Annotated in this window: 21 protein-coding genes; 7 read left to right on the top strand and 14 right to left on the bottom strand. The window is 71.4% G+C overall.

Features of this window, described 5'->3' with window-relative positions; all coding sequences use genetic code 11:
• Nucleotides 1–2: 2 nt before the first annotated feature.
• The 5 genes from JI751_RS07395 to JI751_RS07375 are packed head-to-tail and all read right to left on the bottom strand — an operon-like array spanning nt 3 to nt 3,759.
• On the bottom strand, nt 3–1,169 hold the full coding sequence (locus JI751_RS07395; protein WP_201935180.1) for a GAF domain-containing sensor histidine kinase: 1,167 nt from the start codon (nt 1,167–1,169) through the stop codon (nt 3–5).
• Between the two features lie 11 nt (nt 1,170–1,180).
• Nucleotides 1,181–1,753, bottom strand: coding sequence for a PspA-associated protein PspAB (pspAB, locus tag JI751_RS07390; RefSeq protein ID WP_201935178.1), 573 nt, complete (start codon nt 1,751–1,753; stop codon nt 1,181–1,183).
• A gap of 11 nt (nt 1,754–1,764) precedes the next feature.
• Nucleotides 1,765–2,670 carry a zinc metalloprotease HtpX gene (htpX, locus tag JI751_RS07385; protein ID WP_201935176.1) on the bottom strand — a complete coding sequence of 302 codons (906 nt, stop codon included), beginning with the start codon at nt 2,668–2,670 and terminating at the stop codon, nt 1,765–1,767.
• A gap of 16 nt (nt 2,671–2,686) precedes the next feature.
• Nucleotides 2,687–2,965 carry a PspA-associated protein PspAA gene (gene pspAA / locus JI751_RS07380; protein WP_201935174.1) on the bottom strand — a complete coding sequence of 93 codons (279 nt, stop codon included), beginning with the start codon at nt 2,963–2,965 and terminating at the stop codon, nt 2,687–2,689.
• Nucleotides 2,962–3,759, bottom strand: coding sequence for a PspA/IM30 family protein (locus JI751_RS07375; RefSeq protein WP_201935172.1), 798 nt, complete (start codon nt 3,757–3,759; stop codon nt 2,962–2,964). The genes pspAA and JI751_RS07375 overlap by 4 nt, the downstream gene beginning before the upstream one ends.
• 197 nt (nt 3,760–3,956) lie before the next feature.
• Between JI751_RS07375 and JI751_RS07370 the strand changes: the two genes are divergently transcribed.
• The 5 genes from JI751_RS07370 (at nt 3,957) to JI751_RS07350 (ending at nt 6,462) form a co-directional block, all read left to right on the top strand.
• Nucleotides 3,957–4,535 carry a DUF3043 domain-containing protein gene (locus JI751_RS07370; RefSeq protein WP_201935170.1) on the top strand — a complete coding sequence of 193 codons (579 nt, stop codon included), beginning with the start codon at nt 3,957–3,959 and terminating at the stop codon, nt 4,533–4,535.
• Nucleotides 4,532–5,089: a GNAT family N-acetyltransferase gene (locus JI751_RS07365; RefSeq protein WP_307813962.1), complete on the top strand. Its 558-nt coding sequence runs from the start codon at nt 4,532–4,534 to the stop codon at nt 5,087–5,089. Before JI751_RS07370 ends, JI751_RS07365 begins: the two co-directional genes overlap by 4 nt.
• 105 nt (nt 5,090–5,194) lie before the next feature.
• A complete protein-coding gene (locus JI751_RS07360; protein WP_201935168.1) occupies nt 5,195–5,422 on the top strand; it encodes a hypothetical protein in 228 nt (75 codons plus the stop codon).
• A 9-nt stretch (nt 5,423–5,431) separates the two neighbouring features.
• Nucleotides 5,432–6,166 (top strand): AzlC family ABC transporter permease, encoded by a 735-nt coding sequence (locus tag JI751_RS07355; RefSeq protein WP_201935167.1) that lies wholly within the window; start codon nt 5,432–5,434, stop codon nt 6,164–6,166.
• A complete protein-coding gene (locus tag JI751_RS07350) occupies nt 6,166–6,462 on the top strand; it encodes an AzlD domain-containing protein (protein ID WP_236665826.1) in 297 nt (98 codons plus the stop codon). The genes JI751_RS07355 and JI751_RS07350 overlap by 1 nt, the downstream gene beginning before the upstream one ends.
• A gap of 28 nt (nt 6,463–6,490) precedes the next feature.
• Here JI751_RS07350 and JI751_RS07345 read toward each other — a convergent pair whose 3' ends face one another.
• The 3 genes from JI751_RS07345 to dapB form a co-directional block, all read right to left on the bottom strand.
• A complete protein-coding gene (locus JI751_RS07345; RefSeq protein WP_201935166.1) occupies nt 6,491–8,113 on the bottom strand; it encodes a M4 family metallopeptidase in 1,623 nt (540 codons plus the stop codon).
• A gap of 164 nt (nt 8,114–8,277) precedes the next feature.
• Entirely contained in the window at nt 8,278–9,861 is a 1,584-nt protein-coding gene (locus JI751_RS07340) for a M4 family metallopeptidase (protein ID WP_201935165.1), read from the bottom strand.
• 98 nt (nt 9,862–9,959) lie between these two features.
• A complete protein-coding gene (gene dapB, locus JI751_RS07335) occupies nt 9,960–10,703 on the bottom strand; it encodes a 4-hydroxy-tetrahydrodipicolinate reductase (protein WP_201935835.1) in 744 nt (247 codons plus the stop codon).
• A gap of 127 nt (nt 10,704–10,830) precedes the next feature.
• On the opposite strand from dapB, the gene JI751_RS07330 reads away from it, so the two are divergent.
• A complete protein-coding gene (locus JI751_RS07330; RefSeq protein WP_201935164.1) occupies nt 10,831–11,346 on the top strand; it encodes a class I SAM-dependent methyltransferase in 516 nt (171 codons plus the stop codon).
• Between the two features lie 157 nt (nt 11,347–11,503).
• Here JI751_RS07330 and JI751_RS07325 read toward each other — a convergent pair whose 3' ends face one another.
• The 4 genes from JI751_RS07325 to JI751_RS07310 all read right to left on the bottom strand — a co-directional run bounded on the left by JI751_RS07325 (nt 11,504) and on the right by JI751_RS07310 (nt 16,103).
• Complete coding sequence (locus tag JI751_RS07325; RefSeq protein ID WP_201935163.1) at nt 11,504–12,817, bottom strand: M16 family metallopeptidase; 1,314 nt, start codon at nt 12,815–12,817, stop codon at nt 11,504–11,506.
• Between the two features lie 88 nt (nt 12,818–12,905).
• Entirely contained in the window at nt 12,906–15,134 is a 2,229-nt protein-coding gene (locus JI751_RS07320; RefSeq protein WP_201935161.1) for a polyribonucleotide nucleotidyltransferase, read from the bottom strand.
• 256 nt (nt 15,135–15,390) lie between these two features.
• Nucleotides 15,391–15,666 carry a 30S ribosomal protein S15 gene (gene rpsO, locus JI751_RS07315; RefSeq protein WP_201935159.1) on the bottom strand — a complete coding sequence of 92 codons (276 nt, stop codon included), beginning with the start codon at nt 15,664–15,666 and terminating at the stop codon, nt 15,391–15,393.
• A gap of 170 nt (nt 15,667–15,836) precedes the next feature.
• A complete protein-coding gene (locus JI751_RS07310) occupies nt 15,837–16,103 on the bottom strand; it encodes a DUF6458 family protein (protein WP_201935157.1) in 267 nt (88 codons plus the stop codon).
• Nucleotides 16,104–16,216: 113 nt separating this feature from the next.
• Here JI751_RS07310 and JI751_RS07305 point away from each other — a divergent pair, with 113 nt between their 5' ends.
• Nucleotides 16,217–18,355, top strand: coding sequence for a molybdopterin-dependent oxidoreductase (locus JI751_RS07305; protein WP_201935155.1), 2,139 nt, complete (start codon nt 16,217–16,219; stop codon nt 18,353–18,355).
• Here the strand turns inward: JI751_RS07305 and JI751_RS07300 are convergent.
• Both JI751_RS07300 and JI751_RS07295 read right to left on the bottom strand, forming a co-directional pair.
• Nucleotides 18,342–19,418: a DUF1700 domain-containing protein gene (locus JI751_RS07300; protein ID WP_201935154.1), complete on the bottom strand. Its 1,077-nt coding sequence runs from the start codon at nt 19,416–19,418 to the stop codon at nt 18,342–18,344. The two genes, JI751_RS07305 and JI751_RS07300, sit on opposite strands and share 14 nt — an antisense overlap.
• Nucleotides 19,415–19,768, bottom strand: coding sequence for a PadR family transcriptional regulator (locus JI751_RS07295; RefSeq protein ID WP_201935153.1), 354 nt, complete (start codon nt 19,766–19,768; stop codon nt 19,415–19,417). Before JI751_RS07295 ends, JI751_RS07300 begins: the two co-directional genes overlap by 4 nt.
• Between the last annotated feature and the right edge of the window lie 77 nt (nt 19,769–19,845).

Genomic DNA, 19,845 nt, shown 5'->3' with positions numbered 1-19,845 from the left:
GGCTACACGTCGGCGAACGGCAGGTCGAACCAGAACACCGACCCACCACCGGCGCGCGGCACGACGCCGATGAGGCCGCCGTGGGCCTCGACGACCCGGCGACAGGTGGCGAGCCCGATGCCGACACCCTCCACGCTCTTGTCGAGGCGGGCCAGCGGCGCGAAGATCCGCTCGCTCCGGTCGACCGGGACGCCACGGCCCCGGTCGCGCACCTCGATGCGGTGGCGACCGTCGAGCATGCGGGAATCCACCTCGATCTCGGGGGCAGCGCCGTCGTCGGTGAACTTCGCGGCGTTGTCGAGGAGGTTCATCAGCACCGACCGCAGCTGGACGGCGTCGCCGCGCACGACTGGCAGCGCGCCCACGGTCACCGCGCGGGCCGCGACCCGACCGGCGAGGTCGTCGAGGGCCAGGCGCAGCTCGGCACCGAGGTCGACGAGGTCGTCGCCGGGCGGGGCACCCTGCGAGGCGAAGGCCAGGAGGTCGCTGATCATCCCGTCCATCCGGTCCACCCCGCGTCGCGCCCGGGCGAGGGTGTCGAGCTGGTAGGCATCGGTCACCTCGAGCTCGAGGGACTCCAGCGAGAGCGACAGCGACGTCAGCGGGTTCTTCAGGTCGTGGCTGACCTGGCCGGCGAAGTGCTCGAGCCGTTCGTTGGCCGTGCTGAGCCGGGCGTTGGCCTCGCTCAGCCGACGGCTGGTGAGCTCGAGCTCGAGCACGTCGACGACACGGTCGGCCAGCTGGGCCAGGCCCCGTGCGGAGTCGGGCGTCACCGGGTGCGACTCGGTGTCGAACACGCACAGGGTGCCGATCACGACCTCGCCGGGCGTCCGCAGCGGGTGCGAGGCGTAGTACTTGACCTCGGCGATCTCACCCGTGGTCCAGGGGCTGTCCGCGAAGCGACTGTCGGTGCCGGCGTCCTCGACCATGATCGAGTGGCCCGACTCCACGACGAAGCGGCACATCGAGTCGCTCCGGGGGCTGTCCTTGCCCTCGAACCCCGAGGTCGCCACCTGGTGCTGATGGTCGTCGCTGAAGAGGTTGATCGCGGCGAAGGGGACGTCCGCCACCTGAGCGGCGAGGTCGACCAGCGCCTCGAGCTCGCGCCGCGGCGGACCGCCGATGACGTCGTATGTCGCTAGCGCCTGTGCGCGCTGCCGCTCGTCCATCGTCTCCTCGTTCACAGTCCGGGGGCCTTCCAGATCGCCAGCCAGCGCTGGAGGTCGGCCTCCATCGGCAGCTCCGCGGCGAGCAGGTCGCGCACGGACAGCTCGAGAAGGTTGTCACGGGTCTGCCCGTCCTGGGGTGCGAACGGGTAGAACGTCCCCTGCTTGTAGAGGTAGGTGAGGCCGAAGCGCTGACCGGAGGCGTTGGCGAACGGGACCATCGAGCAGAGCAGCCCGCCGTCGAAGCCGTTGAGCTCCAGCGTCGTGTTGACCGCGTGGAGGTCGGTGCAGAGCGCGGCCGTGTCCGCCGGGTCGCCGGCGACGACGAGCCAGGTGAAGCCGAAGTCGTCGGTGCTGACGGTGACGTCCGGCGCTCCCGCGTCGTCGCGGATCAGCGCTAGGACGTCGGACTGGGTCTGCGCGAACGCGGCGCCGGCCGCCGACCGGTAGCAGACCGACCCGGAACCGGTCGGCTCGAAGCCCAGGGCCGTCTGCAGCGTGATCGCCGCGCTGGGGACGAGGAACAGCGCATCGAGGTGGTTGCGCCGGGGCGTCGTCCGCGCACGCATCGCCTCCCAGAGCCCCATCGTGGACGCCCTCAGCCCGTCGGCCGGCTGAGCTCGGCCTGGATCCGGGCGAGCTGCTCGAGCCGCTGCTGCAGGGGCGGGTGGGTGGCCATCAGCCCGCTGAGGCCGCCGGCCGCAGCGGGGATGATGCACAGGGCGCTGGCAGCGCTGCCGGCGCGCAGGTCGCGCGTCGGGATCGCGGCGACCTCGCCGCTGATCTTCTGGAGCGCGGAGCCGAGGGCCGCGGGCTTGAGCGTGAGGTAGGCGCCCGCCCGGTCGGCACTGAGCTCGCGGTAGCGGGACAGCAGGCGCAGCAGCAGGAAGCTGACGGCGTACACCACGAGGCTGACGACGAGGGCGACGAGCACCACGGGCAGGGTCCCGCTGTTGCGCGAGCGACCCATCCCGCCGAACTGCGTGAGGCGCAGGAGGAGGCCGGCGGCGATGCCGGCCGACGAGGCCACGGTCATCACCAGCACGTCGCGGTGGGCCACGTGGCTCAGCTCGTGCGCCAGCACCGCCTCGAGCTCCTCGGCGTCGAGGACCTGGAGGATCCCGGTGGTTACGCACACGACCGCGCGGTCGGGCGAGCGGCCGGTGGCGAACGCGTTGGGGACCGACAGGTCGGAGATCCCGACCCGCGGCTTGGGCATGTCGGCCAGGGCGCACAGCCGGTCGATCATCCCGTGCAGCTCGGGAGCCTCCTCGGGCGTCACCTCGCGGGCGCGCATCGCACGCATCGCGACCGTGTCGGAGCTCCACCACTGCCAGAACGCCATCCCGATGGCGGCGACCGCCACGAGCACGGCGCCGCCCGGGCTCCGGACGAACGAGATGACCACCACGACCAGCCCGACGAACAGGCCGCCGAGCAGGAACATCGTGAGGGTCATCCGTGCCGTGAGCCCGGTGTCCTTGATGAAACGGGAGGTGGCCATGGGCAGCCGGTCGACCTCAGCCCGGGATCAGGCCGTCGTCGCCCAGGAGCTCGCGGACCTCGTCGATCGTCGCGTCGGGTGGCGGCAGGATGAGGTCGGACTCGTCGAGCGAGTCGACGTCGTGGTGGGTCCCGCTGGCGCGCACGGCCGCGAGCAGCCCCTGCAGCGCCGTACGGAACATCGCCTCGTCCCCGGCCTCGACGGCCGACTCGATCTGGGAGTCGAGGCCGTTGAGGGCGTCGAGGGCGTGGTCGTCGAGGTCGTACTGACCCTCGCCGAGGATGCGGACGATCATGCCCTGCCGCCCTCGGTGGTCTCGCCCTCGACCGGCACGGCCTCCGGCTCGGCCAGGATGTCGCCGTCACCGGCCTCGATGGCCTGGGGCTGGGTGGCGGACCCGGCCTTGAGGCGGGCGAGCTCCGCCTCGACGTCGGAGCCGGAGCTGAGGGCGTCGAGCTCGCGGGAGATGTCGTCGCCCGCGTTGAGCTGGGAGGCGTCGTCGAGGGCGCCGGAGGCGATCAGCTCGTCGATGGCCTGACCACGCGCCTGCATCTGCGCCGTCTTGTCCTCGGCCCGCTGGATGGCGAGGCCGACGTCGCCCATCTCCTCGCCGATGCCCGACATCGCCTCGCCGATGCGCGTCTGCGCCTCGGCGGCGGTGTAAGTCGCCTTGATGGTCTCCTTGCGCGTGCGGAAGGCCTCGACCTTGGCCTGGAGGCGCTGCTGGGCCAGCACCAGCTTCTCCTCCTCGCCCTGGAGCGTGGCCTGCTGCTCCTTCAGGCTGGTGATCTGGGACGCGAGCCCGGACTTGCGGGTCAGCGCCTCACGGGCGAGGTCCTCGCGACCGGCGCCGATGGCCTTCTCGGCCTGGCCCTGGAGCTTGGCGGCCTGCTGCTCGAGCTGGTTGACCTGGAGCTCGACGCGCTTGCGGCTGGTGGCCACGTCGGCGACACCACGGCGCACCTTCGAGAGGAGCTCGAGCTGGCGCTGGTAGCTGTAGTCCAGCGTCTCGCGGGGGTCCTCCGCCCTGTCCAGGGCCTTGTTGGCCTTGGAGCGGAAGATCAGGCTGATGCGCTTCATGAGACTCATCGGGGTGAGAACCCTCTCTCGGTCATGCTCGTTCTGGTGGCGTGGTCGTCACTCTCACCCTAGGACCAAACCCAAGCCGGAGGTAGGGCATCCGGCGACGCCGGGCCGCGTGCCCGACGACGATAGGCTGCCCCCAGCATCCGATCGTCCAGCCCCCGTCCAGCCCGTTCCGGCCCGTTCCCCGTGAGGCAGCACCTGTGTTCCGTCGTTCCAAGTCCGAGCCGACGCCGACCGTTCCCGAGAAGGTCGGCGGCAAGGGCCGTCCCACCCCCAGCCGCAAGGAGGCCGAGGCCGCCGCCCGCGCGCGGGCCAAGGTGCCGCGCACCCGACGCGAGCAGATGGCGGCCCAGCGCAGCGCACGCGGCGAGACCTCGCAGCGCATGCGCGAGGCGATGAAGACGGGCGACGACCGCTTCCTGCCGGCCCGCGACCGTGGTCCCGTACGCCGCTTCATCCGCGACTACGTCGACTCGCGCTTCTCCTTCATCGAGCTGATGGTGCCGCTCCTGGTGCTCTCGATGATCCTCAGCTACTCCGGCAGCGACGGCATGATCCAGCTCGGCAACACCGTCCTCCTCACCACCATCCTGGTGATCCTGGTCGACATCGTGATGCTGCGGTTCCGGATCCGGCGCGAGATGGCGCGCCGCTTCCCCGACGAGCCCACCAAGGGCCTGACCCTCTACGCCGCCCTCCGGTCGCTGCAGATGAAGTTCCTGCGGCTGCCGAAGCCTCAGGTCAAGATCGGCGACAAGCTCCCCGAGACCTACCGGTGAGCCACAGCCACGGCGGTCCGACCGCCGACGTGTCCGTCCGCATCGCGTGGGCCGACGACGCCGCCGCCATCGCGGGAGTCCAGGTGCGCGCCTGGCCCGAGATGTACGCCGAGCTGCTGCCGGCGGACGTCCTCCCCACCGACGTGGAGGCCGTCGCCGCCCAGTGGCGCCAGGTGCTCGCCAAGCCCGCTGACGCTCGCAACCGCGTGCTCGTCGCGCTCGAGCGCAACCGCGTCGTCGGCTTCACCCTGACCTCCCCCGCCGTTGACCCCGACTGCGACCCGATGGCCGACGGCGAGCTGGCCGAGGTCACCCTCGACCCGGAAGAGCGGGCCAAGGGCCACGGGTCGCGCCTGCTCCAGGCGGCCGTCGACACCCTGGCCGCCGACCGCTTCACCCGGGCGGTGACCTGGGTCAACGCCGAGGACGACGCGTTGCGGACGTTCCTCGCCGACGCCGGATGGGCGCCGGACACGGCGCACCGCGAGCTCGACCTCGACGGCACCGGGGCCACGACCGTCAAGCAGGTGCGGCTCCACACCGCCATCGGCTGAGCCGGGCAGGCCTCCACAATCCACCCTTGAGTGTCTTGTATTTCCTGTGACGCACGTCACCATGGAAGGGCCGGTCACTTCGCCGGCCCAGCACGGGGGTTCCAGATGCTAGGTCCGCTTCCCACGCTCCACCGCTTCGTCCTCGTCCTCGCCGCACTCGTCGTCTGCGTCGGGATCGGCCTCTGGTTCGGTGCCATGCCGGAGATCCCGCTCAACCTGCGGGTCGGACTGCTCGCGGGGGGTGCGACAGGCGTGGCCGCCGCATTCGTCCTCGTCCACGACTTCCACCAGCGCCAGGCACGTCCCGAACGGGCCCGCAGGCGGGTGCTCTAGCCTCACTGCGTGACCGCGGAGCCGAGACTCAGCCCCGCTGAGCGCTCGGGGATCGTCCGTGACGGGATCGCCGTCGGCCTCGCCACCGGGGCGTACGGCGTCGGCTTCGGCGCCGTGTCCGTGGCCTCCGGGCTGAGCGTGGCACAGACCTGCGTGCTGTCGCTGCTGATGTTCACCGGCGCGAGCCAGTTCGCGCTCGTGGGCGTCGTGGCGGCCGGGGGCGCCCCGCTCTCCGGGGCAGCGACCGCGCTGCTGCTGGGCACCCGCAACACGCTGTACGGCCTGCGGATGGCGCCGCTGCTGCAGTGGCGTGGCTGGCGTCGCGCGGCCGCCGCGCACGTCCTCATCGACGAGTCGACCGCCATGTCCGTGAACCGCCCGACCACCGAGGGCGCCCGGCTCGGCTTCACGACGACCGGGGTGGCGGTCTTCCTCCTGTGGAACCTCGCGACCGCGATCGGCGCCCTCGCCGGGGAGGCCGTCGGCGACCCGCGGACCTTCGGCCTCGACGCAGCAGTGGGCGCGGCGTTCCTCGCGCTGCTCTGGCCGAGGCTCAAGGACGACCGCAACATCCTCGTCGGGGTGCTGGGTGCGGCGGTGGCACTGACGATGGTGCCGATCACGGCAGCCGGTGTGCCCGTCCTGGCGGCCGGCGGCGTTGCTGTCCTCGTCGGGGTCCTGTCGAAGCGGGACGACCCGACGGAGCTCCCCGGGACCGATGACGTGGCAGGGGGTCACCACTGATGTGGACCGCGATCCTGCTGGCCTGCGTCGGTTGCTACGTGCTCAAGCTCGCCGGGCTGTCCCTCCCGGAGCGGGTGCTGAGCCACCCGACGGTCGAGCGGGTGGCCGACCTGATCCCGGTGGCGCTGCTCGCCGCGCTCGTCGCCGTCCAGGTCTTCTCGGACGGGACCACCCTCACCCTCGACGCCCGGGTGCTCGGACTGGGCTTCGCGGTCGTGGCCCTGCTGCTGCGGATGCCGTTCCTCGTGGTGGTCGTGGGGGCGTCGGTCGTGGCGGCTCTCGCTCGCCTCGTCTGACGCCCCCACTCCCCGTCGTACGGTCAGATCAGCCGACTGACACCGCGCTCCACGCAGCGGCGACGGTGTTCTGCTGCACCGAGCCGGCGCCGTAGAGGTCGCGCGCGGCGTTGAGGGTCGCGGTGCGCGCGCCGGCGTAGGTGGTGCCGGACGTCATGTAGACCGTCAGCGCGCGGTACCAGATCTTGCCGGCTGCGTCGCGGCCGATGCCCGTGATGGTCGACCCGTTGCAGGTCGAGGAGCTGTGCGCGACGCCGCCGATGGTCTTGGCACCACTGCCCTCGGCCAGCAGGTAGAAGAAGTGGTTGCCGACGCCCGACGAGTAGTGCACGTCGAGGTTCTTCGTGTTGCTGCTGTAGCAGTTGGGCGAGCTGCCGTCCGCGATCGGGTTGTCCATGCGACGGAAGCCGACGTGGTTCTTGAGGTCGAACTCCTCGCCGATCAGGTAGTCGGCCGGGTCGTTGGCGTTGGCCGCGTAGAACTCGACCATCGTGCCGAAGATGTCGGAGGTGGACTCGTTGAGGCCGCCGGACTCGCCGGAGTAGGTGAGGTTGGCGGAGTTCTCGGTGACGCCGTGCGACATCTCGTGACCGGCCACGTCGAGCGAGACCAGCGGGCCGAAGTTCACGCCGTCGCCGTCGCCGTAGGTCATCTTGGTGCCGTCCCAGAAGGCGTTGACGTAGTTCTGGCCGTAGTGGACGCGGTTGTAGGAGCCGGTGCCGTTGTTGAAGATGCCGTTGCGGCCGTGGGTGGTCTGGAAGTAGTCCCACGTCTCGTTGGAGCCGTACTGAGCGTCGGCGCCGGCCGTCGCGCGGTTGCTGTTCTGGCCGTTGCCGAAGGTGGTCGTCGTCGAGGTGATGAGCGTGCCGGTGGCGCAGCCCGAGCCGAAGAGCTGGCACAGGATCGAGTCCTCGGCGTTCTTCATGTCGGTCGTGTAGGTGTTGCCGCGGACACCGGCGTTCTTGAGCTGGTAGGTCGACCCGGACTGGGTGACGCTCAACGGCACCGAGCCGCTGTAGAGCGTCTGGCCGGTGCCGTCGACGTTGACGATCTGCTGCTCGCTGCGGATGACCGTGCCGGTCCTCGCATCGACGTACGTCGCCAGGCGTGACGGGGTGCCGTCCGCCTGCGTGCCGCCGGTGACGACCTGCCAGGCCAGGCGCGGCGTGGCGCCGGTGGCGTCGACGACGAGCTCGCTGCTCTCGGCGGCGTCGTCACCACGGATGCCGGCGGTGCGGGCGTTGCGGGCGTTGCGGGCGAGCACGGCGCGGGTGGCGGTGGCCGACGCGATGCCGGCGTCGGTGCCGAGCGTCAGGGGGGCCGCCAGGGTCTGGCTGACGCCGGCCCACCCGTCGGCCGCGCCGCGGTGGACGACGAGGTCGCCGCCGACCACGCGCAGGCCGTCGAGGGTGCGGTCGAAGCGGACGTGGGTGCTGCCGTCGGCGTCGGTGATGGTCTCGCGGGCGACGAAGGCCTGGCCCTCGGCCGCGCGGGCGGCACCGGGGTGGGCCTCGAGGCCCGCGAGCGCGGCGCCGATCGCGTCCGGACGGGCAGAGGGTGCGCCCTGGGCGCTCGTGGCCGTGGTCAGCGGCAGCGCGGCCGCGGTGGCGGCTGCGACGGCGAACGCGGCGAGTCCTGCAGTTCTGCGCATGGTGGGGAGCCTTCCGAGAGGTCAGCCGCGCCCCCGAGTGGGCCGCGACTCCACTGGCCCAACGACGATCTGCAACTCCGGGTTACGTCTGCGACCGCGGCATCCCCCCGGACGCGCAGGTGGGGGCGCCGGATGTCCGGCGCCCCCACCCCACTCGTGGTCGATCAGTTCACGGAGACTGCGCTCCAGGCCGCAGCCACCGCGGCGTACTGCGTGCTGGCGGTGCCGCCGTAGAGGTCGGCAGCAGCCTTCAGCGTCGCGGTGCGCGCACCGGCGTAGGTGGTGCCGGACGTCATGTAGACCGTCAGCGCGCGGTACCAGATCTTGCCGGCTGCGTCGCGGCCGATGCCCGTGATGGTCGACCCGTTGCAGGTCGAGGAGCTGTGCGCGACGCCGCCGATGGTCTTCGCGCCGCTGCCCTCGGCCAGCAGGTAGAAGAAGTGGTTGGCCACACCTGACGAGTAGTGCACGTCGAGGTTCTTCGTGTTGGTGCTGTAGCAGTTGGGCGAGCTGCCGTCCGCGATCGGGTTGTCCATCCGGCGGAAGCCCAGGTGCTTCTTGAGGTCGAACTCCTCGCCGATCAGGTAGTCGCCCGGGTCGTTGCTGTTGTTGGCGTAGAACTCGACGAGGGTGCCGAAGATGTCGGACGTCGCCTCGTTGAGACCACCGGACTCACCGGAGTAGGTCAGGTTGGCCGAGTTCTCGGTGACGCCGTGCGACATCTCGTGGCCCGCCACGTCGAGCGAGACCAGCGGGCCGAAGTTCACGCCGTCGCCGTCGCCGTACGTCATCCTCGAGCCGTCCCAGAAGGCGTTGACGTAGTTGCGGCCGTAGTGGACGCGGTTGTAGGAACCGGTGCCGTTGCCGAAGATGCCGTTGCGGCCGTGGGTGGTGAAGAAGTAGTCCCACGTCTCGTTGGAGCCGTACTGCGCGTCCGCGCCCGCGGTCGCCCGGTTGCTGTTCAGCCCGTTGCCGAAGACGGGGCTCGTGCTGGTGATGATGGTGGCATTGCCGCCGGACTTGTTCTTCATGTCGGCGGTGTAGGTGTTGCCGCGGACACCGGCGTCCCTGAGCTGGTAGGACGTGCCGGAGCCCGTCACGCTGAGCGGCACCGAGCCGCTGTAGAGCGTGTTGCCCGTGCCGTCGACGTTGACGATCTGCTGCTCGCTGCGGATGACCATGCCGGTCCTGGCGTCGACGTACGTCGCCAGGCGGGACGGGGTGCCGTCGGCCTGCATGCCCTCGGAGACGACCTCCCACGCCAGGCGCGGGGCGCTGCCGGTGGCGTCGACGACGAGCTCGCCCCGGGAGGCGCGGTCGTCGCCACGGACGGCCACGGTGCGGGCGTTGCGGGCCAGCACGGTGCGACGCGCGACGGTCCGCGCGACCCTGGCGTCGGTGCCGAGCGTGAGCGGGGCGTCGAGGGTCTGGCTCACGCCCTCCCAGCCGGCCGAGGCGTCCTGGTGCACGACCAGGTCCCCGCCGACCACGCGCAGGCCGTCGAGCGTGCGGTCGAAGCGCACGTGGCTGCTGCCGTCGGGGTCCACGACGGTGGTGCCGGCGACGAAGGCCTGGCCGTCGGCCGCGCGGGCCGCGCCCGGGTGACGCTGCAGCGCCGCGAGTGCGGAGCCGGTGACGTCAGGGGCGGCCGGTGCCGCGCCCTGCGCGCTCGTGACCGTGGTCAGGGGCAGTGCGGCCGCGGCGGCGGCTGCGACGGCGAGCGCGGCGAGTCCTGCTGTTCTGCGCATGGTGGTGCCTTCCGGAAAGGTGCACCGCGCCCCCGAGTGGCGCGCGGCTGGAGATGACCCGAGCGATGCTCCCCGGCCGGACGTCATGTTCCCGAGCGTCAGTCGAGGTCGAGGAGTGACTCTAGGCCCACGGTGAGGCCGTCTCGAGTAAAGATTTCGCGTACCGCGCGTAGGACCCCGGGAGTGAACGAGACCCGGTCGAGAGAGTCGTGCCGGATGGTGAGCGTCTCCCCCGCCGCGCCGAGGACGACCTCCTGGTGGGCGACGAGTCCGCGCACCCGCAGCCCGTGGACGCGTACGCCGTCGACGTCGGCGCCGCGTGCCCCGTCGAGGCCCGTCGAGGTCGCGTCGGGCATCGGCGCGCTCCCCGCCTCGCGCCGGGCGGCCGCGATCATCTCCGCGGTGCGCCGGGCGGTGCCGGACGGGGCGTCGGCCTTGTCGGGGTGATGCAGCTCGACCACCTCCACCGACTCGAAGAAGGGCGCTGCCGTGGCGGCGAACCTCATCATCAGGATCGCGCCGATGCTGAAGTTGGGGGCGATCAGCACGCCGACGCCGGGCGCGGCGGCGAGCCACTCCTCGAGCTGGTCGAGCCGGCTCCGGTCGAAGCCGGTGGTGCCGACGACGACGTGGATGCCGTGCTCGATGCAGAACCGCAGGTTGTCCATCACGACGTCGGGGTGCGTGAAGTCGACGACGACCTGGGCGCCCGACCGCGCGAGCTCCTCGACGTCGTCTCCCGCGTCGACGGACGCCACCAGCTCGGTGTCCGGAGCGGCCTCCACGGCCCGGCAGACCTCGGCCCCGACCTTGCCGCGCGCGCCGAGCACGCCGACGCGGATCGGCGTGTCGGTGGGGTCGGTGGGACGTTCGGGATCAGGGATGCTCACGGGGCCAACCTACTGCTCGACGGGACCCGACGGGTGGCGGTGGCTGACGCGCGATCACGCGTCTGGCAGGCTGTAGGTCATGCCACTCGCGACCATCCCGCCGCGCATCTTGTGGGCCGTCGACCTCATGGACGTGCAGCCCGCCGACCAGGTCCTCGAGATCGGCTGCGGCCCGGGTGCCGGAGCCGAAGCCATCTGCAGCCACCTCGAGACCGGCAAGCTGTTCGCGATCGACCGGTCCGAGTCGGGTGTGGACCGCACCAAGCGCCGCAACCAGAAGTACGTCGACGCCGGCCGGCTCGTCGTACGCCAGATCGACCTCGCCACCCTGCGGGTCCCGGTGAAGCGCCTCAACAAGGTCTTCGCCTTCAACGTGAACCTCTTCTGGGTCCGCGACTGCGACGACGAGATCGCGCTGCTCCACGAGCGGGTCGTCCCCGGCGGCGCGGTCTACCTCTTCTACGACGCCGCGCGCCCCGAGCTGGTGCCCAACATCGTGAAGAAGGCCTCGGAGAACCTCCTCCGCGGCGGCTTCCGGGTGAGCGTCGTGGAGCAGAAGGCTCCCCCGGTCATCGGGATCATCGCCAAGCGCTGAGCGCGGCACGGAGCGCAGCGACGGACCGCGCTCGTTGGTGGTTGAGCAGCGAGCACGAGCGAGGCACGAGCTCGTGACCGAGCGTGTCGAAACCCGGTCAGCCGAGAAGCAAGCTCAGCACGAGCCTTGGTTTCGAGACGCTCGCTGCGCTCGCTCCTCAACCAGCGGAGGAAGGGCCGACGACCGCGAGGAGCTCGGGCTGGGTGAAGAGGTCGCGGGCGAGCGTGGCGATGTCGTCGCGGGTGACGGCCTCGATGCGGCGCACCACCTCGTCGATGGTCAGCAGCTCGTCGTGGACCAGCTCGGCCTTGCCGATGCGCGACATGCGTGAGCCCGAGTCCTCGAGGCCGAGCAGCAGTCCGCCCTTGAGCTGGCCCTTGCCACGCTCGACCTCCTCGTCGGTGAGCCCGTCGGCCGCGACCTTGGCGAGCTCGGCGCGCACGGTCTCCAGCACGGCGTCGTACTTGCCGGGCAGGCAGCCGACCGACACCCCGACCACACCGGCGTCGGCGTGGTGGCTGGCGAAGGAGTAGACGGAGTAGGCCAGGCCGCGGTGCTCGCGCACCTCCTGGAACATCCGCGACGAGGTGCCGCCGCCGAGGGCGGTGTTGAGCACGCCGAGGGCGTAGCGCCGCGGGTCGGTGCGGGTCAGGCCCTTCACGCCGAGGACGAGGTTGACCTGCTCCTGCGGGCGGACCGTGCGCGTCTGGCCGGGGTGGACCTTGCGCGCCTTCTCGGACTGCGCCGACGGCGTCGGGGTGCCCTCGCCGTCGAGGAAGCCCTGGCGCGCGAACGCCTGCTTCACCTGGCGTACGACGTCGGCGTGGTCGACGTTGCCGGCGACGGACACGACCATGTTGCCGGGCGTGTAGTGGCGCCGGTAGAAGCGCTGGATCTGCGCCTGCGTCATCGCGGTGATGGAGGCCTCGGTGCCGGCGATCGGCCGGCCGAGCGGGGTGTCGCCCCACGCCTGGTGGGCGAAGAGGTTGTGGACCACGTCGTCGGGGTCGTCGTCGTGCATCGCGATCTCGTCGAGGATCACGTCACGCTCGGCCTCGACGTCGGCCTCGGTGATGGTCGAGGCGGTCACCATGTCGCCCAGCACGTCGACCGCGGTGGCGAGGTCCTCGTCGAGGACGCGGGCGTGGAAGACGGTGTACTCCTTGGTGGTGAAGGCGTTGAACTCGCCGCCCACCGCGTCGAGCGCGACCGAGATCTCCATCGCGGTCCGCTCGGGGGTGCCCTTGAAGAGCAGGTGCTCGAGGAAGTGCGAGCAGCCGTGCAGGGTCGGGGTCTCGTCGCGCGACCCGACGTTGACCCACACGCCGATGCTGGCCGAGCGGGTGCCGGCCATCTGCTCGGTGACGATCCGCAGGCCGCTGGGCAGGACCGTACGACGTACGCGCGAGGTCACGGCTCCCTCGGCGTCCTTGACGGTGTGGAGGGTGCGGGTGGTGCCGTTCTTCTGCACGGGGGTCCTTCCGGGTGCTGCTGCGGGTGGAACGCCACGACCGGCCGGCGGAGGCCGCCGGCCGGTCGTGGTGGTGGAACGGGTCAGCTCACTCGCTGTCGGTCGGCTCGGCCTGCTCCTCGGAGCCGCCCTCGGACTCCTCGACGACCGGGACCAGCGACAGCTTGCCGCGGTCGTCGATCTCGGCGATGGAGACCTGGACCTTCTGGCCGACCGAGAGGACGTCCTCGACGGCCTCGACGCGCTTGCCGCCGGCGAGGGCACGCAGCTTGCTGATGTGCAGCAGGCCGTCCTTGCCGGGCATGAGCGAGACGAAGGCGCCGAAGTTGGTGGTCTTCACGACGGTGCCGAGGTAGCGCTCGCCGACCTCGGGCATCGTCGGGTTGGCGATCGCGTTGACCGCGGCCTTGGCGGCCTCGGCCGCCTCGCCGTTGGTCGCACCGATGTAGACCGTGCCGTCGTCCTCGATGGACAGCGTCGCGCCCGTGTCGTCCTGGATCTGGTTGATCACCTTGCCCTTGGGGCCGATGACCTCGCCGATCTTGTCGACGGGCACGCGGACGGTGATGATGCGCGGCGCGTGGACCGACATCTCCTCCGGCGCGTCGATGGCCTCGGCCATCACGTCGAGGATCGCCAGGCGCGCGTCGCGGGCCTGGGTCAGCGCGGCGGCCAGGACCTCGGCGGGGATGCCGTCGAGCTTGGTGTCGAGCTGGAGGGCGGTGACGAACTCGCGCGTGCCGGCGACCTTGAAGTCCATGTCGCCGAAGGCGTCCTCGGCACCGAGGATGTCGGTCAGCGCGACGTACTGGGTCTCGCCGTCGACCTCGTCGGAGATGAGGCCCATCGCGATGCCGGCGACGGACGCCTTGAGCGGCACGCCCGCCTGGAGCAGCGACAGGGTCGAGGCGCAGACCGAGCCCATCGAGGTGGAGCCGTTGGAGCCCATGGCCTCGGAGAGCTGGCGGATCGCGTAGGGGAACTCCTCGCGCGAGGGCAGCACGGGCAGGAGGGCGCGGCGCGCGAGCGCACCGTGGCCGACCTCGCGGCGCTTGGGCGAGCCCACGCGACCGGTCTCGCCGGTGGAGAACGGCGGGAAGACGTACTTGTGCATGTAGCGGCGGTGCTTCTCCGGCGACAGCGTGTCGAGCTGCTGCTCCAGCTTGAGCATGTTGAGGGTGGTGACGCCCAGGATCTGGGTCTCGCCACGCTCGAACAGCGCCGAGCCGTGGACGCGCGGGATCACGCTGACCTCGGCGTGCAGCGGACGGATGTCGGCGAGGCCGCGACCGTCGATGCGGACCTTGTCGCGCAGCACGCGCTGACGGACCAGGGCCTTGGTGAGCGAGCGGTAGGCCGCGCCGATCTCCTTCTCGCGACCCTCGAACTGACCGGAGAGCTTCTCGAGCAGGGCGCTCTTGATCTCGTCGGTGCGGGTCTCGCGCTCCTGCTTGTCGCCGATGGTCATCGCGGCGGCGGTGTCGTCCTTCGCAGCGGCCTCGACGGCGGCGTAGACGTCGTCCTCGTAGTCGAGGAAGACCGGGAAGTCCTGGACCGGCTTGGCGGCCTCGGCGGCGAGCTGCGACTGCGCCTCGCACAGCTGCTTGATGAACGGCTTGGCGGCGTCGAGGCCGCTGGCCACGACCTCCTCCGTCGGCGCCTGGGCGCCACCCTGGATGAGCGCGTAGGTCTCCTCGGGGGCCTCGGCCTCGACCATCATGATCGCGACGTCGCCGGTCTCGGTGACGCGGCCGGCGACGACCATGTCGAAGACGGCCGACTCGAGCTGCTGGTGGGTCGGGAACGCGACCCACTGGCCGTCGATCAGGGCGACGCGCACGCCGCCGACCGGGCCGGAGAACGGCAGGCCGGAGAGCTGGGTCGACATCGACGCGGCGTTGATGGCCAGCACGTCGTAGGGCATGTTGGGGTCGAGGGCCATGACCGTGATGACGACCTGGACCTCGTTGCGCAGGCCCTTCTTGAAGGTCGGGCGCAGCGGGCGGTCGATCAGGCGGCAGGTGAGGATCGCGTCCTCGCCCGGGCGACCCTCGGAGCGGAAGAAGGAGCCGGGGATCTGGCCCACGGCGTACATCCGCTCCTCGACGTCGATCGTCAGGGGGAAGAAGTCGAAGTGGTCCTTGGGTGTCTTGCCCGCGGTGGTCGCCGAGAGCAGCATGGTCTCGTCGTCGAGGTAGGCGGTGACGGCACCGGCCGCCTGGCGGGCGAGCAGGCCGGTCTCGAACTTGACCGTGCGCTTGCCGAAGGAGCCGTTGTCGAGAACGGTCTCGACAGCGGAGATGATGGGTTCACTCATGGAAGCAGGACTCTGCTTTCTCTTCGCGGAGCGATCCGCGGCGCCCACTGTGAGGCGGGGCTTCGAAGCCCCGCGAGGCCGGTCTTCGATCGAGGCCCGCAGATCCGTTGATCTGAAGGCCACTACCGAGGACCGAGCCGGACGTGCGGGTCGCTCCTGTTGGTGGTGTGTTCAGTTGTGACGGCCCGACACTAGCGCGACGGGCCCGTGATGCGAGAAGGAGCGGCCCCCCGGGTGGGGAACCGCTCCGACGCGATCAGCGACGCAGGCCGAGGCGCTCCACGATGGAGCGGTAGCGCTCGATCTCCGTCTTCTGGAGGTAGTTGAGCAGCCGGCGGCGCTGGCCGACGAGCAGCAGCAGGCCACGACGGCTGTGGTGGTCGTGCTTGTGCGACTTCAGGTGCTCGGTGAGGTGCGAGATGCGGTGGCTGAGCAGCGCGATCTGGACCTCGGGCGAACCGGTGTCGCCCTCGGCGACGGCGTACTCGGCGATGATCTTCTTCTTGGTCTCCGCGTCGGTACCGATCGACATGGGGGCTCCTTCTGGTTCTCGTTGCGCGGCGCGCCCGGGCCTGTTCACCGGGGCACTCTGGATCCGCGGCCGTTGTCACGGCGTGTCGCCCTCCTGGGCAACCGCAGAAGCATATCGAGGCGCGGGACCTGCGGCCCAATCCGCGCCACGCAGCGAGGGTGGAGCGGGTGTCAGACCACCGGCGGGGCCGGGGGGTCGGACTCAGAGGTGCGCTGGGTGGTGGCCTGGCGACCCTCGGCGTCCGTCGTGGTCGCCGTGGTGGTGTGGCGACGCTTGGTGTTCTGCTGGACGATCGTGAGCACGAGCCAGAGCACTCCGGCCACGACGAGGATCCAGCCGAGCGTGACGATCTCGAGCGGACCCACCTGCTGCTGGTCGAACGCCAGCGCGAGGATCAGTCCGACGACGATGAGGCCGATCGGCCCTCCGAAACCCATGACGGTCTCCATTCTGTTGGGGTGCCGACCCGTGACCGGGTGGGCGGGGTGAGTCTGTCCGCTCCGCTGTGCGCTGTCATCCCCCCGAGGGGTCAGCGTGCGACGATCGGCCCATGACCGGGCCCACGGAGAAGCGAATCGGCGTCTGCAACCTGTGCGAGGCGATCTGCGGGCTCGAGCTCACCGTCGCGGGCCGCGACGTCGTCGGGGTGCGCGGCAACCCGGCCGACCCGCTGTCGCGCGGCCACATCTGTCCCAAGGGCGTCGCCATCGCGGACGTGTACGCCGACCCGGACCGGCTGCGACGTCCCGTCAGGCGCGTCGGTGAGGGGACGGCGGCGCGCTGGGAGGAGATCGGCTGGGACGAGGCCTTCGACCTGGTCGCCGACAACCTCGCGCGCGTCATCAACGAGCACGGCGACGACGCGCTCGGCGTCTACCTCGGCAACCCCAACGCCCACAGCCTCGGCTCGATGACCCACGGCACGGCGATGTTCAAGTCGTTCCGCACCAGGAACCGCTACTCCGCCACGTCGGTCGACCAGCTGCCCCACCAGCTCGTCGCGCACCTGATGTTCGGCCACCAGCTCTTCCTCCCGATCCCCGACATCGACCGCACGTCGTGGTTCCTGGTGATCGGCGCCAACCCGATGGCCTCCAACGGCTCGCTGATGACGGTGCCCGACTTCCCGCAGCGCGCCCGCGACCTGCGCGCCCGCGGGGGGCGGATGATCGTGCTCGACCCGCGGCGCACCGAGACCGCCAAGGTGGCCGACGAGCACCACTACGTCCGGCCCGGCACCGACGCGTGGGTCCTGCTCGCGATGCTGCACGTCCTCACGACGGAGCAGACGCCCGGCTCCAGCCTGAGCGTGGCGTCGTACGTCGACGGGCTCGCGACCGTGGTCGACCTCGTCGCCGACTTCACCCCCGAGCGCGCCGAGGCGATGAGCGGCCTGCCCGCCGCCGAGATCCGCCGGCTTGCGCGCGAGCTCGTCGCCGCCGACGCGGGGGTCGTCTACAGCCGGATCGGGGTGTCCGCCGGCCCGTGGGGCACGGTGTGCCAGTGGGCGGTCAACTGCCTCAACGTCCTCAGCGGCAACCTCGACCGCGTGGGCGGCGCGATGTTCACCTCCCCCGCCATCGACGCCGTCGGCACCGGGCTCATCGGGCGCGGGCACCACGACGCGTGGCGCTCGCGGGTCCGCGACCTTCCGGAGACCGCCGGCGAGCTCCCGGTGGCAGCGCTGCGCGAGGAGATCGAGACGCCCGGGGAGGGGCAGGTGCGCGCGGTGCTAACGGTCGCCGGCAACCCGGTCCTGTCCACGCCCGACGGGTCGCGGCTCGACGGCGCGCTGCGCGGTCTCGACTTCATGGCCGCCGTCGACATCTACGTCAACGAGACCACCCGGCACGCCGACGTGATCCTGCCGCCGACCACGGCTCTGGAGCGCGACCACTACGACCTGGTCTTCCACCTGCTGGCGGTGCGCGACACCTCGCGGTTCACGCCGGCCGTCTTCGAGAAGGACGCCGACCAGCGCCACGACTGGCAGATCTTCCGCGAGATCACCTTGCGTACGACGGCGCGGCTGGCGCGCAAGGCACCGCTGAAGAAGCGACTGGTGCAGCGGGCACGGCTCACGGCGAGCCCGACCTTCCTCGTCACGCAGCTGCTGCGGCGTGGCTCGAGCGGCGTGACGATGGCGAAGCTGCGCGCCCGCCCGGCCGGGATCGACCTCGGCCCGCTCCGCGGCGGCCAGCTGCCCGGCCGGCTGCCGTCGAAGGGCAAGCGCCTCGACCTCGCCCCGGCGCTCGTGGTGGCGGACGTCGCCCGGCTGGCCGCGGTCGCCGCGCCGGAGGGCGAGGAGCTGCTCCTCATCGGCCGCCGGCACAAGCAGGACTGCAACTCCTGGATGCACAACTCCGAGCGGCTGACCAAGGGCCGTCCGCGCCACCAGCTGCTGATGAACCCCGACGACCTCGCCCACCGCGACCTCACCGACGGCGCCCGCGTGCGCGTCACGTCGCGGATCGGCTCGGTCGAGGTCGAGGTCGCGGCCTCCGACGACCTGATGCCCGGCGTGGTGTCACTCCCCCACGGCTACGGGCACGCGAAGGACGGCGTCCTGATGACCCGCAGCCGCGAGGTGCCGGGCGTCTCGATCAACGACCTCACGGATCCCGAGCTGCTCGACGTCTCCGGCAACGCCGCCCTCAACGGCGTACCGGTCGCCGTCACTCCTGCCTGACGCCGTCCCTCTGGCGGTCGCGCTTCTTCGCGTCGCCCTCCGGCGCGTCCGACTCCGGAGCGGGCTCGACGACCTCGGGCACCAGCGGATTGGTGACGGCGGGTGTGGTCGCGCGGTCGGGCGTGGGGAACGACGCGCCGCTGAGGTCGGCGCGACGCTCGGGCGTACGAGCAGGGCGGGCGCGGACGCCGAGCGGGAAGACGTTCCAGCGGTTGACGTCGCCGAGCACCCACGGGACCGTCCGGCCGGCCTGTCCGTAGCACGCGACGTCGAGGGGGCGACCGGCCTGGTCGAAGAGCTGGACGCCGGTCAGCGGCTGTCCGGAGGCGTCGTAGGCCGCGATGTTGCAGACCTGCTGCCCGCGGCTGACCAGTCCCTCGTCGTCGCTCCCCCGCAGCGCCTCGTTGTAGCCCTGGCTGTAGCGGCTCCACGACTGGGCCTCGAGCTGGCCACTGATGACGGGGACCCCCACGATCGCGACGACGTTGAGCGCCAGCAGCACCGCACGGGGCGTCACGGCGCGGGCTCCCCCGGGCCAGAGCCGCCCGAGGCCGACCCACGTGCTTCCCGCGAGGCACACCACGAGGATGACGACGGCGAGCACCTGGTGGACACCGGGGAGCCAGACGAAGCCGTAGGGGTACCACCCCGGCACGAGGCGGGCGACGGCGACCGCGGCCACCCAGGCGCGGACCAGCCACCACGCCGGGCGGAGCGCGACGAGCACCGTCCAGACCGGCGCGATCCGCGGACGCGCGACCTGGTCGTCCCAGAGGTGGCGCACGATGTCGAGCTGCTCGGCGAGGGAGCGGCCCGTCGGGACGTGGAGCCGACGCCTGCGCGGCACCGGGTCGAACCCCGCGGCCGACCGCAGCTCGCGGGCATAGGCCTCCGGGTCACCGAGCACCGTCCCGCCGTGCTCGGCGACCTGGTCGGTGAGGTCGGCCTCGAGGCCCTCGGTCAGCTCGAGCCGATCCTCGTCGGAGAGGTCGGCGAGCGACTCGCGGACGCGGGCGACGAACGCGGCCACGTCGGGGCGCAGCGGAAGCTCGGTCGTGTTCATGCGGAGGCCCCCTGGGAAGTGGTGGAGTGTGCGGGCCCGTCGAGCAGGCCGTCGAGCGTGGTCGAGAAGGTGTGCCAGTCGTCGCGCTGCCGCTTCAGCTGGTCGCGGCCGATCGGCGTGATCCCGTAGTACTTGCGGTGCGGTCCGCTCTCCGACGGGACGACGTACGACGTCAGCGCGCCGGCGGCGTAGAGCCGGCGGAGCGTGCCGTAGACCGAGGCGTCGCCGACATCGGCGAGCCCGCCGTCGCGGAGCCGCCGCACGATGTCGTAGCCGTAGCCGTCCTCGCCCCGGACGACCGCGAGGACCGCCAGGTCGAGCACTCCCTTGAGGAGCTGGGTCTGATCCATGGACCGCACACTACTACGCAGTCCGCAGTAGTGCGCATCGCGCGTGTGCGGGCGGCGTGTCGCGCCGGCCCGGTCGG

Origin of the sequence: Nocardioides baculatus (assembly GCF_016735675.1) — a bacterium.
Taxonomy (GTDB): Bacteria; Actinomycetota; Actinomycetes; order Propionibacteriales; family Nocardioidaceae; genus Nocardioides; species Nocardioides baculatus.
The sequence above is the reverse complement of the archived record's forward strand: the minus strand, read 5'-3'. Positions and strand labels throughout refer to the sequence as shown.

Coding starts and splice junctions, on each gene's coding strand:
- JI751_RS07345 (WP_201935166.1), bottom strand. CDS start 8,113: ATGCGCAGAACTGCAGGACTCGCCGCGTTCGCCGTCGCAGCCGCCACC.
- JI751_RS07330 (WP_201935164.1), top strand. CDS start 10,831: ATGCCACTCGCGACCATCCCGCCGCGCATCTTGTGGGCCGTCGACCTC.
- JI751_RS07350 (WP_236665826.1), top strand. CDS start 6,166: ATGTGGACCGCGATCCTGCTGGCCTGCGTCGGTTGCTACGTGCTCAAG.
- JI751_RS07295 (WP_201935153.1), bottom strand. CDS start 19,768: ATGGATCAGACCCAGCTCCTCAAGGGAGTGCTCGACCTGGCGGTCCTC.
- JI751_RS07340 (WP_201935165.1), bottom strand. CDS start 9,861: ATGCGCAGAACAGCAGGACTCGCCGCGCTCGCCGTCGCAGCCGCCGCC.
- pspAB (WP_201935178.1), bottom strand. CDS start 1,753: ATGGGGCTCTGGGAGGCGATGCGTGCGCGGACGACGCCCCGGCGCAAC.
- JI751_RS07395 (WP_201935180.1), bottom strand. CDS start 1,169: ATGGACGAGCGGCAGCGCGCACAGGCGCTAGCGACATACGACGTCATC.
- JI751_RS07300 (WP_201935154.1), bottom strand. CDS start 19,418: ATGAACACGACCGAGCTTCCGCTGCGCCCCGACGTGGCCGCGTTCGTC.
- JI751_RS07360 (WP_201935168.1), top strand. CDS start 5,195: ATGCTAGGTCCGCTTCCCACGCTCCACCGCTTCGTCCTCGTCCTCGCC.
- JI751_RS07305 (WP_201935155.1), top strand. CDS start 16,217: ATGACCGGGCCCACGGAGAAGCGAATCGGCGTCTGCAACCTGTGCGAG.
- htpX (WP_201935176.1), bottom strand. CDS start 2,670: ATGGCCACCTCCCGTTTCATCAAGGACACCGGGCTCACGGCACGGATG.
- JI751_RS07320 (WP_201935161.1), bottom strand. CDS start 15,134: ATGAGTGAACCCATCATCTCCGCTGTCGAGACCGTTCTCGACAACGGC.
- rpsO (WP_201935159.1), bottom strand. CDS start 15,666: ATGTCGATCGGTACCGACGCGGAGACCAAGAAGAAGATCATCGCCGAG.
- JI751_RS07375 (WP_201935172.1), bottom strand. CDS start 3,759: ATGAGTCTCATGAAGCGCATCAGCCTGATCTTCCGCTCCAAGGCCAAC.
- JI751_RS07310 (WP_201935157.1), bottom strand. CDS start 16,103: ATGGGTTTCGGAGGGCCGATCGGCCTCATCGTCGTCGGACTGATCCTC.
- pspAA (WP_201935174.1), bottom strand. CDS start 2,965: ATGATCGTCCGCATCCTCGGCGAGGGTCAGTACGACCTCGACGACCAC.